Origin of the sequence: Bradyrhizobium sp. SSBR45G (assembly GCF_030159255.1) — a bacterium.
Lineage (GTDB): Bacteria > Pseudomonadota > Alphaproteobacteria > Rhizobiales > Xanthobacteraceae > Bradyrhizobium.
Map to the genome: position 1 here is coordinate 58450 of NZ_BSCT01000011.1, position 15203 is coordinate 73652.

General features: G+C 65.8%; 16 protein-coding genes. 8 read left to right on the forward strand and 8 right to left on the reverse strand.

The annotated features are described in order from the left end of the window. Nucleotides 1–70 precede the first annotated feature (70 nt). The 3 genes from QQL87_RS15615 to QQL87_RS15625 are packed head-to-tail and all read left to right on the forward strand — an operon-like array spanning nt 71 to nt 4580. Entirely contained in the window at nt 71–1198 is a 1128-nt protein-coding gene (locus QQL87_RS15615) for an efflux RND transporter periplasmic adaptor subunit (protein ID WP_284419826.1), read from the forward strand. Further along, nucleotides 1198–4272, forward strand: a complete 3075-nt coding sequence (locus QQL87_RS15620) for an efflux RND transporter permease subunit (protein WP_284419825.1) — start codon at nt 1198–1200, stop codon at nt 4270–4272. Before QQL87_RS15615 ends, QQL87_RS15620 begins: the two co-directional genes overlap by 1 nt. Next, nucleotides 4269–4580: a DUF3240 family protein gene (locus tag QQL87_RS15625; protein WP_284419824.1), complete on the forward strand. Its 312-nt coding sequence runs from the start codon at nt 4269–4271 to the stop codon at nt 4578–4580. The genes QQL87_RS15620 and QQL87_RS15625 overlap by 4 nt, the downstream gene beginning before the upstream one ends. 117 nt (nt 4581–4697) lie before the next feature. Here the strand turns inward: QQL87_RS15625 and bfr are convergent, their stop codons facing one another. From bfr to QQL87_RS15640, 3 genes are all read right to left on the reverse strand, one after another. Then, nucleotides 4698–5183: a bacterioferritin gene (gene bfr, locus QQL87_RS15630; protein WP_284419823.1), complete on the reverse strand. Its 486-nt coding sequence runs from the start codon at nt 5181–5183 to the stop codon at nt 4698–4700. A 120-nt stretch (nt 5184–5303) separates the two neighbouring features. After that, a complete protein-coding gene (locus QQL87_RS15635; protein WP_284419889.1) occupies nt 5304–5588 on the reverse strand; it encodes a (2Fe-2S)-binding protein in 285 nt (94 codons plus the stop codon). A 165-nt stretch (nt 5589–5753) separates the two neighbouring features. After that, nucleotides 5754–6014: a hypothetical protein gene (locus QQL87_RS15640; protein WP_502871175.1), complete on the reverse strand. Its 261-nt coding sequence runs from the start codon at nt 6012–6014 to the stop codon at nt 5754–5756. 171 nt (nt 6015–6185) lie between these two features. Here QQL87_RS15640 and QQL87_RS15645 point away from each other — a divergent pair, with 171 nt between their 5' ends. Together QQL87_RS15645 and QQL87_RS15650 are read left to right on the forward strand one after the other, a co-directional pair. After that, nucleotides 6186–6524, forward strand: coding sequence for a hypothetical protein (locus QQL87_RS15645; protein WP_284419821.1), 339 nt, complete (start codon nt 6186–6188; stop codon nt 6522–6524). A 221-nt stretch (nt 6525–6745) separates the two neighbouring features. Further along, entirely contained in the window at nt 6746–7027 is a 282-nt protein-coding gene (locus tag QQL87_RS15650; RefSeq protein WP_008964967.1) for a hypothetical protein, read from the forward strand. A gap of 84 nt (nt 7028–7111) precedes the next feature. Here QQL87_RS15650 and QQL87_RS15655 read toward each other — a convergent pair whose 3' ends face one another. From QQL87_RS15655 to ettA, 4 genes are all read right to left on the reverse strand, one after another. Beyond that, the gene (locus tag QQL87_RS15655; RefSeq protein WP_502871179.1) at nt 7112–8338 is read right to left on the reverse strand and encodes a lytic murein transglycosylase; all 1227 of its coding nucleotides are present in this window, start codon (nt 8336–8338) and stop codon (nt 7112–7114) included. Between the two features lie 13 nt (nt 8339–8351). Beyond that, complete coding sequence (locus QQL87_RS15660) at nt 8352–8552, reverse strand: hypothetical protein (RefSeq protein WP_284419819.1); 201 nt, start codon at nt 8550–8552, stop codon at nt 8352–8354. Between the two features lie 59 nt (nt 8553–8611). Continuing rightward, nucleotides 8612–9193 (reverse strand): TIGR00645 family protein, encoded by a 582-nt coding sequence (locus QQL87_RS15665; protein WP_284419818.1) that lies wholly within the window; start codon nt 9191–9193, stop codon nt 8612–8614. Nucleotides 9194–9333: 140 nt separating this feature from the next. Further along, on the reverse strand, nt 9334–10983 hold the full coding sequence (gene ettA, locus QQL87_RS15670) for an energy-dependent translational throttle protein EttA (protein ID WP_284419816.1): 1650 nt from the start codon (nt 10981–10983) through the stop codon (nt 9334–9336). A 305-nt stretch (nt 10984–11288) separates the two neighbouring features. Here ettA and QQL87_RS15675 point away from each other — a divergent pair, with 305 nt between their 5' ends. Together QQL87_RS15675 and QQL87_RS15680 are read left to right on the forward strand one after the other, a co-directional pair. Further along, nucleotides 11289–11507, forward strand: coding sequence for a hypothetical protein (locus QQL87_RS15675; RefSeq protein ID WP_284419815.1), 219 nt, complete (start codon nt 11289–11291; stop codon nt 11505–11507). A gap of 122 nt (nt 11508–11629) precedes the next feature. Then, nucleotides 11630–12592, forward strand: coding sequence for a D-2-hydroxyacid dehydrogenase family protein (locus QQL87_RS15680; protein ID WP_284419813.1), 963 nt, complete (start codon nt 11630–11632; stop codon nt 12590–12592). 73 nt (nt 12593–12665) lie between these two features. Here QQL87_RS15680 and QQL87_RS15685 read toward each other — a convergent pair whose 3' ends face one another. Next, nucleotides 12666–13817, reverse strand: a complete 1152-nt coding sequence (locus tag QQL87_RS15685; protein ID WP_284419811.1) for a L,D-transpeptidase — start codon at nt 13815–13817, stop codon at nt 12666–12668. Nucleotides 13818–14180: 363 nt separating this feature from the next. Between QQL87_RS15685 and QQL87_RS15690 the strand changes: the two genes are divergently transcribed. After that, on the forward strand, nt 14181–15194 hold the full coding sequence (locus QQL87_RS15690; RefSeq protein ID WP_284419810.1) for a hypothetical protein: 1014 nt from the start codon (nt 14181–14183) through the stop codon (nt 15192–15194). Nucleotides 15195–15203 lie beyond the last annotated feature (9 nt).

Genomic DNA, 15203 nt, shown 5'->3' on the forward strand with positions numbered 1-15203 from the left:
TCAGTCGTCGTGGAAGCGGCAAGAGCTAGCTATTGATGTGCCCGTTGGAAGCTGAAAGCGATCTCATCCGATGCCCGCGCCCTCCCATGCTGCCCGTCATTGGTCGCCTCGCCGCTTGGTGAGTGCGCTACTCCTTGCGGCCCTGTGCGCGCCGCCCTGTGCGGCGTCCGCCGATGATGTGAAGCTTACGCCGGCCCAGGCGCAGAACCTCGGTATCCGCATCACGCACCCGATCTCGAGCCGTAACGACCGGACGCTGCCCTATCCCGCGCAGATCGTGATTCCGACGCCGCAATTGTGGGTCGTCAGCGCTCCCGTTTCCGGCATGGTCACCAATCTGGCCGTGGCGAGGGGCGACCGCGTGACGGCCGGCCAGCCGCTGCTGACGCTGGAGAGTCCGAGCTACGTGTCGCTGCAGCGCGAGTATCTGCATGCCCTCGCACAGGAGGTGCTGGCCGTCCAGCAGCTGAAGCGCAACGCGGACCTGTTCGAGGGCAAGGCGATCCCACAGCGCGTGCTGGAATCGAGCCAGGCCGAGGCGCGCCAGGCCAGCATCGTGGTCGCCGAGCGGCGGCAGATGCTGCATCTCAGCGGCCTCTCCGACGAGGCCATCGCGCGCCTGACCAACGAGGCCGCCATCAGCGCGACGCTGACCGTCAACGCGCCACAGGCGGCCTCCGTCGTCGATATCGTGGTGTCGCCGGGCCAGCGGATGGAACAGGCGGCCCCGCTGGTGAAGCTCGCACGGCTGTCGCAGCTGTGGGCGGAGATCGCGATTCCGGCCACCGAGATCGGCGGCATCAAGACCGGCGCGCGCGTCGACATCGACGGCTACGCGACGCCGGGTCACGTCATCCTGGTGTCCGAGACCACCGACGCCGCGACCCAGACGATCCTCGTGCGCGCCGAGATCCCTAACAATGGCGAATTGCATTCCGGGCAGACCGCAGCCGCGCGCATCGGCTTCATCTCCGCGGGCGAGAGCGCCTGGGAGATTCCGTACAGCGGCCTCGTCCGGCGCGGCGAGCAGGCCTCGATCTTCGTCGCGATCGAGGGCGGCTTCCGTCAGGTCGCGGTGACGCTGCTCGCGGAGGACCAGGACCACGTCGTGGTGTCCGGCCCTGTCTCCGACAAGGACGAGGTCGCGATCGGCGGCATCTCGGCGCTGCGCGGCATTCTCTCGCGGGTGGGCCAGTGATGCTACAGCGACTGGTCGCCTTCGCGCTGTCGCAGCGGCTGTTCGTCGTGCTCGGCGTGCTGCTGCTGATCGGCGCGGCCGCCGTCTTCCTGCCGAGCCTGCCGATCGACGCCTTTCCAGACGTCTCGCCAGTCCAGGTCAAGATCATCATGAAGGCGCCCGGCCTCACGCCCGAGGAGGTCGAGCAGCGCATCACCGTGCCGATCGAGCTGGAGCTGCTCGGTCTTCCGAACAAGAAGATCCTGCGCTCCACCACCAAATATGCGCTCGCCGACATCACCGTCGATTTCGAGGACGGCACCGATATCTACTGGGCACGCAACCAGGTCTCGGAGCGGCTGTCCAACCTCTCGCGCGACTTTCCCGACGGCGTGAGCGGCGGGCTGGCGCCGATCACGAGCCCGCTCGGCGAGATGTTCATGTTCACGATCGACAGCCCCGAGCTGTCGCTCGCCGAGCGCCGCAGCCTGCTCGACTGGGTGATCCGCCCGGCGCTGCGCACCGTGCCGGGCGTGGCCGATGTCAATGCGCTCGGCGGTCATGTCCGCGCCTTCGAGATCGTTCCGCGCAACGATGCACTGGCCGCCCGCGGCATCTCCTATGAGCTGTTTCGCAAGGCGATCGAGGCCAACAGCCGCAATGACGGCGCCGGCCGCGTCAACCAGGGCGAGGACAGCGCCCTGGTGCGGATCGAGGGCAGCATCCGCGGCATCGACGACATCAAGGCCATCGTCGTCGAGACCCGCGACGGCGTCCCCATCCGGGTCAGCGACGTGGCAAGGGTGAGAATCGGCGCGCTGACCCGCTATGGCGCGGTCACGGCCGACGGCAAGGGCGAGACGGTCGAGGGGCTCGTGCTCGGCCTGCGCGGCGCCAATGCCGGTCAGCTGGTGCGCGACGTGCGCACACGGTTGGACGAATTGAAGCCCTCTTTGCCCGGCAGCGTCACCCTCAACGTGTTCTACGATCGCAGCCGGCTGGTGAATCGCGCCGTCGGCACCGTCGTGCGGGCACTCGGCGAGGCCACGGTGCTCGTCGTGGTGCTCCTGCTGCTGTTCCTCGGCAACTGGCGCGCCTCGCTGGTCATCGCGCTCAGCCTGCCGCTGGCGATCGTGATGGCGCTGCTGGTGATGCGCGCCGTCGGCATGTCGGCCAACCTGATGAGCCTCGGCGGACTGGCGATCGCGATCGGCATGCTGATCGATGCGCTCGTGGTCGTGGTCGAGAACATCGTCGGCAATCTCGGCAAGCATGATTTCACCAGGACGACGCCCCTGATCCACATCGTGTTCCGGTCGGTCTGCGAGGTGCTGCAGCCGGTCGCCTCCGGTGTGCTGATCATCATCATCGTCTTCGTGCCGCTCCTGACGCTCCAGGGATTGGAGGGCAAGCTCTTCATTCCGGTTGCACTCGCCATCATCTTTGCGCTGGCCGCCTCGCTGCTGCTGGCGCTGACCGTGATTCCGGTGGCGACGTCGTTCGCCCTCAAATCCGCTTCCCACGAGGATCCGCTGCTGATCCGCGCCGCGCAGCGTCTCTACGCACCCGCGCTCGCCTGGGCGCTCGGAAACGAGCGCAAGGTCATGTTCGCCGCCGTCCTGAGCCTGATCGCAGCCGGCTATGGCTACACCCAGCTCGGCAAGACGTTCATGCCGACGATGGACGAAGGCGACATCATCGTGAGCGTCGAGACGCTTCCCTCCGTCAATCTCGCCGAATCCCTCGCCATCAATGCGCGGCTGCAGGCCGCCTTGATAAAGGTGCCGGATGTCGCGGGCATCATCGCGCGCACCGGCTCGGACGAGTTGGGTCTCGATCCCATGGGTCCCAACCAGACCGATACGTTTCTGGTGCTCAAGCCGCTGGATCAGCGGCAGAGCAAAAATCGCGACGTCCTGCTGCAGAAGCTGCGCGACGTGCTGACCGACTTTCCCGGCATCTCGCTGAGCTTCACCCAACCCATCGACATGCGCGTGCAGGAGATGATCAGCGGCGTTCGCGGCGACGTCGCCGTGAAGATCTTCGGCCCCGATATCGCGACGCTCAACGATGTCGCTGCAAAGCTGTCGGCGATTCTGTCGAGCGTCGAGGGCTCCGAGGACGTCTACACGACGCTGAACGAGGGCGCACAATACTACACGGTCACGGTCAACCGGCTGGAAGCAGGCCGCCTCGGTCTCACCGTCGATTCCGTTGCGGCCTCGTTGCGGACCCAGATCGAAGGCCGGACGATCGGTACCGCACTCGAGAACGGACGACGGACGCCGATCCTGGTGCGGGGCAGCGAGACCACGCGCGAAGCGCCGACCCTGCTCGCGATGCTGCCGCTGACGCTCGCGGCCGGACAGCACGTGGCCTTGTCGCAGATCGCCCGCATTCAGCGCGTCGACGGCCCGGTCAAGATCGACCGGGAGGACGGCAACCGCATGAGCGTGGTGCGCAGCAATGTCCGCGGCCGCGACATGGTGGGCTTCGTTCAGGCGGCCCAGCAGAAGGTCGCGGCCGAGCTGCCGCTGCCGGCCGGCTATCGGCTGACCTGGGGCGGACAGTTCGAGAACCAGCAGCGCGCGGCCGCGCGCCTCTCGGTCGTCGTGCCGGTCGCCATCGGTCTCATCTTCGTGCTGCTGTTCACCACGTTCGGCTCCGTCCGCCAGGCCCTGCTGGTGCTCGTCAACATTCCCTTTGCGTTGATCGGCGGTGTGTTCGCGCTGGTCTCGACCGGCGAATATCTGTCGGTCCCGGCTTCCGTCGGCTTCATCGCCCTGCTCGGCATCGCGGTCCTCAACGGCGTCGTGCTGGTGTCGCATTTCAACCAGCTCCGCGCTCACGGGCTCTCCGAGCAGCGCATCGTCGTCGAGGGCGCCAAGCGCCGGCTGCGTCCGGTGCTGATGACGGCCAGCATCACGGCGCTGGGGCTGATCCCGCTTTTGTTCGCGTCCGGTCCGGGATCGGAGGTCCAGCGTCCCCTGGCCATCGTCGTGATCGGCGGCCTGCTGTCATCCACCCTGCTGACGCTGATCCTGCTGCCGATCCTCTACCGTCGCTATGGCGCGGCTACGAAGGAAGCAACATGACGAGCCCGGCGGCATGCCTGACGCTGATCGCGCCGCGGGCGCTGCGCGAGGAGCTGTTCGACTACATCAGCGAGCAGTCGGATCTGGTCACGGGGTTCACTGCCTCGGACGCCGCCGGATACGGCATGCGCGTTCGGTTGGGCACGGCTGCAGAGCAGGTCAAGGGCCATGCCGACGAAGTCGCGGTCCGGATCGTGCTGCAGGAGGCCGACGTCGAGCGGCTGCTGGAGCGGCTCCGCACAACGTTCACAGGAACAAAACTCGTCTATTGGGTCGTCCCCGTCACGACGTTCGGCATCATCGACTGATCACGGCCGGACGTCCGGGGACTGCTTGGGGCGGTCGAACGGGACGGTCGATTCAAGACCTGCAGCATCAGGCTTGAATCGAGCCGTTCCGACAGAAATGCCGCCCTGGCGCCGGCGTCAGTGCTCGCTCTCGAGCCCGCCGACGTGCTTCTGAGTGTAGAGTTCGAGACCGATACGGCCGATCAGATCGAGCTGGGTTTCGAGGAAGTCGATGTGATGCTCCTCGTCCTTCATCAGTCGCTCGAACAGATCCCGCGACACGTAGTCCTTGACGCCGTGGCAGTAGGTTGCGGCCTCTTGATACAGCGTCCGCGCCGCGATCTCGGCAGCGAGATCGCACTCGATGATCTCCTTGACGTTCTGGCCGATGCGCAAGGGATCGAGCACCTGCATGTTCGGGAAGCCGTCGAGGAACAGGATGCGATCGGTGAACTTGTCGGCGTGCTCCATCTCCTCGATGGATTCCTTGCGCCAGACCTTGGCCATCTCCAGAAGGCCCCAGTTGTTCAACAGGCGATAGTGCAGCCAATATTGGTTGATGGCAGTCAGCTCGCTGCGCAATCCCTTGTTGAGATATTCGATGACCTTGGGGTCGCCCTGCATAGATAAGCTCCGAAAAAGTTAGAGGCCGCAGGCGCTCAATAACAGGTTCGAAGTGCGGAGACGACCCCGTTCATGTGCATTTTTGGGGCGGAAACAGGCGAGATTGGAGGCAAACGCTGTTCAGCAGGCCGCCAGCGCAAACCGGCTTTGCAGGTCATCCTCGACCGCCTGGACGGACGCGTGACCATGGGCATGGGCGTGCTTGCAGCCAGCCTGGCACGCACGCGCGCAGGGGCCCAGCGCCTCGTCGATGATGGTCTTGATGGTGCGCGCGCAGCGACCGCATTCCGCGCTGCAACCGAGGCAGCCGTAGACCTGCTTGGGGCTCCGCGGCAATTCGTCCGCAGATGTCACCGCCTTGCGGATGTCGTGATCACTGATGACGTTGCAGGAACAAACAATCATAAGAAACCGGCCAATCGTCCTTGGTCCGCTATCGATAGTCATCCGCCCCTGCCCGCGCAAAGGGAAAACCGGGCTTTTGAAGCTATTCCAATCTCGTAGCTTGACTAGAACGGATCTAACTACGTGACCTTGCTGCAAATCAAACTGGCCGGCCGACCGGCTCACTCAATCGCCGCCGCCTCCATCGCCACCGCCGCCATCCCCGCCACTGTCGCCTCCGCCGTCGATCGGGTTTCCCATGACGTCGGTTGTGGTATTTGAAAACCAACTCGCGAGATTGAATCCGTGGCTGCCGCTCGAGGAACCGCCAGCGTCGATGCCATTGCCATCTGATGACCAGCGGCGGGCACCCGGCCGGCGGTCATTCAGCACCAGCAACACATAGCTCACGGCTGAGGTCAGCCCGATCGCCACGGCAATGGTCATCGTTGTGATCATGAAACCGGCCCGATTTTTGTGCAACGCAGCATTGAACGCATCCTGCAGATGGGCCGTCCAATGGAGCGCGCCCGTTCATTGATCATTCAAGCGGGATATGGGAACCTGTGGCATCGACCGATGCGCCATCTGCCGACCTGAACTGAGAAAGGTGAGGTCATGAAGAAGACTGTTGCGGCCCTGGCCGCCCTCGCGACCCTCTCGACCGCCGCGCTGGCCCCTGCTCCGGCGGAAGCGCGCAATGGTCGTGTTGCCGCAGGTGTCGCGGCCGGACTGCTCGGCGGCGCGCTCATTGGCGGCGCCATCGCCGCGGGCAGCAATCCCTATTACTACGGTCCCGGCTACTCCTACTCGCCCGGATACGCCTATGGACCCGGCTATTCCTATTATGGTGGGCCGGCCTATGTCTCCGATCCCGGCTACGCCTGCTATTGGCAGCGCCAGCGCTTCTGGGACGGTTATGGCTGGCGGATTCGCCGCGTGCGCGTCTGCGAGTGATCGTTCACCTTCATTAAATCCATGACCTTGCACCGGAATGTCGGATTGGGCGGCTGACCTGGCCAGAAAAAGCCGCTTTTCGGTCGCATGGGGTCTTGGAGGGTTTACGAAGGGTTGACGGATTGTCGTGTTTTCTAAGCGACGCTGACACCCCTTAATCGAGCGTAAAACAATCACCCACCCGGCGCCTCCAGGGGCGCTTCTCCAGGAGATCTTGGAACATGAAGAAGATCCTGACCGCGGTGCTTGCGGTTGCGACAATCGCCGGTTCGCTGAGCGTGACCGCACCGGCCGCAAAGGCCGGCGACGTTGGCGCCGGTGTGGCTGCCGGCCTGATCGGCGGCGCCCTGATCGGCGGCGCGATCGCGTCGAGCCGTCCCGCCTATGGCGGCCCGGTCTATGTCGAAGCCCCCCCGCCGGGCCCGCCGCCGTGCGTGTGGCGCCGTGAGCGCTATTGGGACGGCTATGGCTGGGTGTCCCGCCCGGTTCGCGTCTGCTACTGATCCCGACCACGCATCTCGATGCGGCAAGCCCGGCCTTATGGCCGGGCTTTTTGCTGTCGTCGTGCTCTCGACGGGATCGCCGCCTCAGCGCGCGGCATTGATCGCCTGCAGCACGGCCTCGCTGGGCCAGCAGTCGACCTTCAAGCCAGCCTTCTTCTGGAACACGCCAAGCGCGGCGCGGGTCTGCATGCCGGCCTTGCCGTCCAGCTTGTCGCCGTACAGACCCAGCCGCGTCAGGCCCTTCTGCATCGCCTCGACGTCTTTGCTCCGGAGCTGCCTCGACGCCGACCATGGCGTCGCGAACGAGGCCGGGCTGGTCATGCGGTCCGCAAGGTGACCGACGAACAGCACATAGAGGTCGGAGAAATTGTATTCCTTGATCACGAAGTAGTTCGCCGTCGTCAGGAACGCCGGGCCGTAGATGCCTTCCGGCTGCAGCAGGGAGGCCTGTTGCTGCTGCTCGGCTGCGCTGAGCCGCAGGCCCCGCACCGGGACGAAGCCGGCGCGCAGCCATTCGCCGATCGGCTTCTTGACCTCGGGAACGCCCAGCGCGCAGTCGACATTGGCCGGCGGCTTGACCTCATAGGCCCAGCGCACGCCGCGCTGCCATCCCTTGTTGGCGAGCTGCTGCGCGGCCGAGCCCAGCGCATCCGGCACCGAACGCCAGAGATCGACCTTGCCGTCGCCATCAAGGTCGACACCGTGCTTGTAGTATTCCGACGGCAGGAACTGGGTCAGGCCGACCGCGCCGCCCCAGGACGCCCGAAGGTCGCGGCGCGCCACGACGCCGTCGCTCAGCATCTTCAGCGCCATGATGAACTCGGTGCGGTACTGGTCCTTGCGCCGCCCGACATAGGCCTGCGTCGCCAGCACGCGCAGCGCGTCATAGGGCAGCGCGTAGCGGCCGAAATCGGTCTCACGGCCCCAGATAGCGAGCACGACCGGGCCGGGAACGCCGAAGCGGCGTTCGATCTCGGCGAGCGCTGGACGATATTGCTGGATCAGCTTCTGGCCGTGAGCGGCCAGCCTCGCGATCGAGGCTTCCTTGATGTAGTCGGCCGGCACCTGCACGAACTCGGCCTGGGCGGGGGCGCCTGTTGCAGGACGGCCAGGCAACAGGAGGTCGGGGAGCTTGTAGTCGGGCTCCAGCCCGCGCGTCTCGGTCTCGAACGTTGCGCGGGAGACACCCTGCTCCTTGGCTTCAGGCCAGAGCGAGGCGACGAACTGGGTAAAGGCGGCGTCGGCGGCGACCGCTGGGCCTGCATGACAGAGGACAGTGAACAGGCACACGAAGAGACAATGACGGAGCAGACGCGGCACCGTGTCAGGCATCCTGAAGGCCAAGACGCCGTTCGATATGCTCGATCCTCATGTCCATCCGGTCCAGCCGATTGGACATGCTGGCGTACTGGTTCTCAAGGTTCCCAATCCGCTGCTTCAACTCGCGAATATCATCGCGCACATGGTCGAGAGCGCCGCGGATGTGGCGCAAATGCTCCAGCACGAGGTTCTCGACGTCTGTCATCCCTTGAGCCTAGCACGTCCGGCGATCCATGTGAACGCCGGGTCGATAGCCCCTTTCGCTCAATGTCCCGATGCCTGCTTCGCGTCCTCGATCGCGGCATTCGACAGTTTGTCGACCATGGCAATGCCGATCGCCGACAGGATGAACACCGTGTGGATGATCGTCTGCCACATCACACCGGTCTCGGTGTAGGTCGACTTGCCCGATGAGAGCGCGCCGGCCTCGATGAAGGTGCGCAGCAGATGGATCGAGGAGATGCCGATGATGGCCATCGCCAGCTTGATCTTCAGCACGCTGGCATTGACGTGGCTCAGCCATTCGGGCTCGTCGGGATGGCCCTGCAGGTTGAGCCGCGACACGAAGGTCTCATAGCCGCCCACGATCACCATCACCAGCAGGTTCGAGATCATGACGACGTCGATCAGGCCGAGCACGGCCAGCATGATCTGCTGCTCGGAGAAGTCGAAGGCGTGCGCGAACAGGTGCCAGAGCTCCTTGAGGAACAGCACGACATAGACGCCCTGCGCGATGATCAGCCCGACATAGAGCGGCAGCTGCAGCCAGCGCGAGCCAAAGATCAGCATCGGAATGGGGCGCAGCGCTGCACCCTTCGAGGACAGGGTTGCGTCGGGAGATGACATGATGGGATTCTCGTGACCGGATTCGATTGCGGAACCCACCATCTACGCAATCATGTCGCACATGGAAGCGACAACTGGCCGCAGCCAGGGCGCGGCGCTTTGTCCCGCAAGGGAGACCGCGCCGCGCAAGGCCGCGTCCGTCAGCGCGTCAGCTTCTTGTACTTGACCCGGTGCGGGATCACGCTGTCCTGGCCGAGCCGGCGCATCTTGTCCTTCTCGTAGTCCTGGAAGTTGCCTTCGAACCATTCGACATGGCTGTCGCCCTCGAAAGCTAGCATGTGGGTCGCGATACGATCGAGGAACCAGCGATCATGGCTGATGATGACGGCGCAGCCCGCGAAATCCTCCAGCGCCTCTTCGAGCGCACGCAGCGTGTCGACGTCGAGATCGTTGGTCGGCTCGTCGAGCAGCAGCACGTTGGAGCCGGACTTCAGCATCTTGGCAAGATGGACGCGGTTGCGCTCACCGCCGGAGAGCGCGCCGACCTTCTTCTGCTGATCCGCGCCCTTGAAGTTGAACGACGAGCAGTAGCCGCGCGAGTTCACTTCCTTCTTGCCGAGCAAAATCAGCTCGTTACCGCCGGAGATCTCCTCCCACACGGTCTTGTTGCCGTCCAGCGCATCGCGCGACTGATCGACATAGCCGAGATGCACGGTCTCGCCGACGGTGATGGTGCCGGCGTCCGGCTTCTCCTGGCCGGTGATCATGCGGAACAGCGTGGTCTTGCCGGCGCCGTTCGGACCGATCACGCCGACGATGCCGCCCGGGGGCAGCTTGAAAGTGAGGTTGTCGATCAGCAGGCGATCGCCGAAGCTCTTCGACAGACCTTCGAAATCGACGACGTTCTGCCCCAGGCGCTCGGCGACCGGGATGATGATCTGCGCGGTCTGGGTCTGCTTCTCGCTCGCCTTTTTGAGCAGTTCCTCATAGCGCTGGTAGCGCGCCTTGGACTTGGCCTGGCGGGCCTTCGGCGAGGCCGCGATCCATTCCTGCTCGCGCGACAGCGTGCGCTGATGCGCGGCGTCCTCGCGGCCTTCCTGCTCCAGCCGCTTCTGCTTCTGCTGCAACCAGGACGAATAGTTGCCCTCGTAAGGGATGCCGCGGCCGCGATCGAGCTCCAGGATCCAGCTGGTGACGTTGTCGAGGAAGTAGCGGTCATGGGTGACGATCAGGATCGCGCCGGGATAGTTGCGCAGATGGCCTTCGAGCCAGGACACCGACTCGGCGTCGAGATGGTTGGTCGGCTCGTCCAGCAGCAGCAGCTCGGGCTGGTCGAGCAGCAGCTTGCACAGCGCGACACGGCGGCGTTCGCCGCCGGAGAGCTTGGCAACGTCGGCATCGTCGGGCGGACAGCGCAGCGCATCCATCGCCTGGTCGACCTTGCTGTCGAGATCCCACAGGCCCTGCGCCTCGATCTCGTCCTGCAGCTTGGTCATCTCGTCGGCGGTTTCCTCGGAATAGTTCATCGCCAGTTCGTTGTAGCGATCGAGGATCGCCTTCTGCTTGGCGACGCCGAGCATGACGTTCTCGCGCACCGTGAGCTTGGGATCGAGCTGCGGCTCCTGCTCGAGATAGCCGACGCGGGCGCCCTCGGCGACCCAGGCCTCGCCGGTGTAGTCCCTGTCGAGGCCTGCCATGATCTTGAGCAGGGTCGACTTGCCCGAGCCGTTGACGCCGAGCACGCCGATCTTGGCGTCCGGGTAGAACGACAGATGAATGTTATCGAGCACCTTGCGGGTCGGATAGGTCTTGGACAGACCCTGCATGAAGTAGACGAACTGGCGCGCCATCGCGTGTCCCTCGAAACCTGCCGGAATTTTTCGGAAAATGGTTGCCGCTGATGTAGCGGCGCGGTCACCAAAGGGCAACCGGCGAGCCCGTCCCGGCTGGAACAAATGCCGGGAGAAGCCCGGTCGCGCCGTCCAAGCCCGGTCGGCCCACCTTACGGACGATTACGGATCGCGCACGATGTGTGCGGCCGATCACGACAATTGCAACCATCTTTTAATTAATTCGGCGGGACACTCGGTTTCGGCGCGCAAGAACCGCGCGCCCAAGCGGCGAAAAGCCGAGACGACAACAGCGAGAGCCCGTCATGGCAACCCTCACGTCAGCCTCCCCGTCCGCCGCAGCGGCAGAACGCCCGAATCGATCCGGTCTCCTCGACGAGGTCAGGAGCTTCTGGCGCGAATTCGTCACGCAGGCCTTCAACCCCTACCGGCCGGAACTGCACTACATGCGCGGCCCGGGACCGGCCTGGCGGGCCAAATACGGCAGCGACGCCGCGTTCCGTCTCAGGGCCGACCTCGACTGAACTTGAGGCTGAACTTGGGCCCTGGCCCGCTTGCGCCGCTGGCGCTTTGTGCGCAACGATGACATCCATTCGCTGAAGGCGACCTCGCGCGTCGCCATGGCCGCCCCGAATGGATCCGCCCCATGACGCAGCTGCGCTGTGCAATTCTCGACGACTATTACGACACGGCCCTCTCCCTGGCCGATTGGCCCCGACTGGCCGACAAGGTCGATGTCACGGCCTTCACCCATCCATTCGACGGCGAGGAAGCGGCCGCGAGCGCGCTGGCCGACATGGACATCATCTGCGCGATGCGTGAGCGGACACCGTTCCCACGCGCACTGATCGAACGGCTGCCAAGGCTCAAGCTGCTGATCACTTCCGGGATGCGCAACGCCGCCATCGACACGGAGGCCGCCAAGGCGCGCGGCATCATCGTCTGCGGCACGCAATACGGCCGTGATCCCACGGCGCCGCTGACCATGGGACTGATCCTGGAGCTGACCCGCAGGATCGGACAGGAAAATGCCCGCATGCACGCGGGGGCACCGTGGCAGGCGCTGGGCGGCGTGGAGATCGAGGGCCGGACGCTGGGCGTCATCGGCCTTGGCAAGCTCGGCACCAAGGTCGCAGGGCTCGCCAAGGCGTTCGGGATGAACGTCATCGCCTGGAGCCCCAACCTGACACCGGAGCGCTGCAAGGAAGCGGGCGTCGGCTACGCGACCAAGGACGAGTTGTTCGCGACCGCAGACATCATCACGGTCCATGTCGTGCTCAGCGACCGCTCGCGCGGCCTGGTCGGTGCCGCCGAGCTCGCCCGGATGAAACCGACCGCCTACCTCGTCAATACCTCGCGGGCACCGATCGTGGATGAGCCGGCGCTGCTGCAGGCTCTGCGTGAGAGGCGCATCGCCGGCGCCGGGCTCGACGTGTTTGCCGTCGAGCCGCTGCCGGTCGCGCATCCGCTGCGCGGGCTCGACAACGTCGTACTCACGCCGCATCTCGGCTACGTCACCGAGGAGAGCTTTCGCGCCCATTACGGCCAGATGGTGGACTGCATCGCCGCCTGGCTCGGCGGCGCCGAGTTGCCGCGGCGGCTGGCCTGAACGCAACGGCGGGCAAATCTCCAAAGCAAAACACCCTCCGCAGGGAGGGTGTTTCGCAATCGATCGAAGATGTTCAGCGAATGGTCACCGGCGGCGGCAGTGGCTGCATCGTGGTCGGCTGGCCGCCCGGCACAGTGGCCTGGGCCTGAACCGGAGCCTGCGACGGTGGCGCTGAGCCAGCCGCGGCGGCCATGTTCTTGGCCGAGCCCGGAGGCGCCCCGCCCGGCATCACGACCACGCGGGTGCCGACCTTGACGCGATCGAACAGGTCGGACACGTCGTCATTGAGCATGCCGATGCAGCCGGAAGAGACGAACTTGCCGATCGTCGACGGCTGGTTGGTGCCGTGGATGCGGTACACGGTCGAGCCGAGATACATGGCGCGGGCGCCGAGCGGATTGCCCGGGCCGCCGGCCATGAAGCGCGGCAGATAGGGCTGACGCTCGATCATCTCGCTCGGCGGATACCAGTCCGGCCACTCGGTCTTCTTGGTGATCTTCTGTACGCCGGTCCAGGTGAAGCCTTCGCGGCCGACACGGACGCCGTAGCGCATCGCCCGGCCGTTCCCGAGCACCAGGTAGAGATAGGTGTTGGGCGTGTCGACGACGATCGTTCCCGCCGGCTCCTTGGTGACGAAGTCGACTTCCTGGCGGCGCAGATTGGCTGGGAGCGGCGCCGGCGCAGCGTCCGGCTGCTCTTCCGGCGGCAGCGCGGCGACCGTCATCGGGCGGTCACCTGCGGGGGCCTGCGCGGTGCCCGGCACGGAGGACGCGCCCCCCACGACGCCGGGCGGACGCGGCGCGCCGGCATCGCCACCGGGCGCGGCATTGCCGTAGGTGGTGCCATAAGGCTGCTGCCTCGCGTCGGGGCGATCGGCATAGATCACGGCGGGCGGACCGGCCGGGCGGCCGTAACGCGGATCGTCCGGCGACATCACGGGGCCAGCGCCGTAGACCGGGGCGCCGGTCGGGCGGCCATAGCGCGGATCATCCGGAGACATCACCGGACCGGGCGGCGGCAGCGCAGCCGAGTTGCCCGGCGCATCCTCGTCGTCGAGCGCGTCGAAATCCGGCCCCTGGCCGCGCGGGTCAGCGGGGTAAGGCGTGGCCTGGGGCGAATACGCACCAGGCGCCGTCTGATAGACCTGCTGTGCCTCGGCAAAGGAGGTCGCCGCCACGCCCGCTGCCGCGACCGCGCAAACCGTCAGGATTTGTCTGATCATCATCGCCCTTGCAGTATCCCCAAGCCGCCGATTGGGACCTTTGCGTTGCCAGATGGCCGAAGATAGCGGCGCATTCAAGACAAATCGGGCCAGTGCGGTCCCATTTCGGCAATTTGTGATCATGTCTCCGTCGTTGCACGGAAGTCTCACGCTCCCGAAAAAGTGCAACACAGCCGCCGCAAGCCGCATCAATGCCGCGATTTGCCGAGCGAGCCGGAACGCTTGCGGTATTCTGACTTCAGCCTGATTCGTGATGCGCGGCAGAAGCCGGCTCCGTCGCGAACGCGGCCATTCCCTGTGATCACCGCGTTCCCTAATGGCTCGAAGGTCTCGGCAGTCCCGCTGCCGAGGCGAGAGTTCCCGTCAATGCTTCCCGGCTTTCGTTTTCTGGTCGCCGCGATCGTCTGTTCAATCTCTCTCACCATCTTCGGCATGGGCGCTGCTGCCCTGTTGCGCGCCGCCCATGAGCAGTTCGCCAGCAACTCGTCGTGGCGCTCGACTCAGGCCTCGGGATTCACGACGTTTCTGCCTCCGGCCGAACCGGCGCCGGTTCTGGCCGTGCTGCGGGTCGAGCCGAGTCCGCCCCCGCCGCTGACGCCGCCGGTCGTTGCCGATGTCACCGCGGCCGCGCCCGTCGACCAGCCCAGCGCGCCGCCGGCCGCGGCACCGGCGCCTGAGACGATTGACGCCACGCCGGTCGCCGAGGCGCCTGCATTGCCGACCCCGTCGCTGCCCGCGGAAACGGTCGATACCACCAAGATCCCCGCGCTGCCGAGCATGGTCGCCGTGAGCGATGATCGCGGCGAAAACGCAAAGCTGGAGCGTGGGATTGCGGACCCGGTTGCTGCGGCCATTGCCCCCCTCGACAAGGCGGCCGACAAGCCGACAGTGGACACCCCTTCGAGCGCTGCCGCGAGCCCCACCATGTCGCCAGCCCCGAGCGCAACGATCGTGGCCGCCGCGCCGCCGCCCGCCCCTCAAATCCTGGCCAGCGCAGATCCGACGATGGCGACGGCGACGCCGCCGTCATCCCCCCCGGCGCCTTCGGCAGCCGTGCTCGATCCCATCGCCGCCAAGCTCGCGGCCCTGGCTGAACAGCCGCTCCATCAGGACCGGCCCGCCGCCAGCGAGCATCGCGCCTCGGTGAAGGTGGCGAGCGTGCAGCTGCGCCGGAGCGTCCTGAAGAAGCGTCAGGCTCGCGAGAAGCAGCTCGCGGCGAAGCGCGCGAAGCAGCGGCGCTACGCACAGCGGGCGCGGGCCGCACGCCAGGCTGCGAGCGAGCAACAGCAACCGCAGGCCTTCCCCGATCCATTCGGACAGCAGCCATTTGGTCAGCCCCAGGCCGTGGGCCAGCAGGCGGCCGGGCCGCGCACGCGGTAGGAGAAGGCG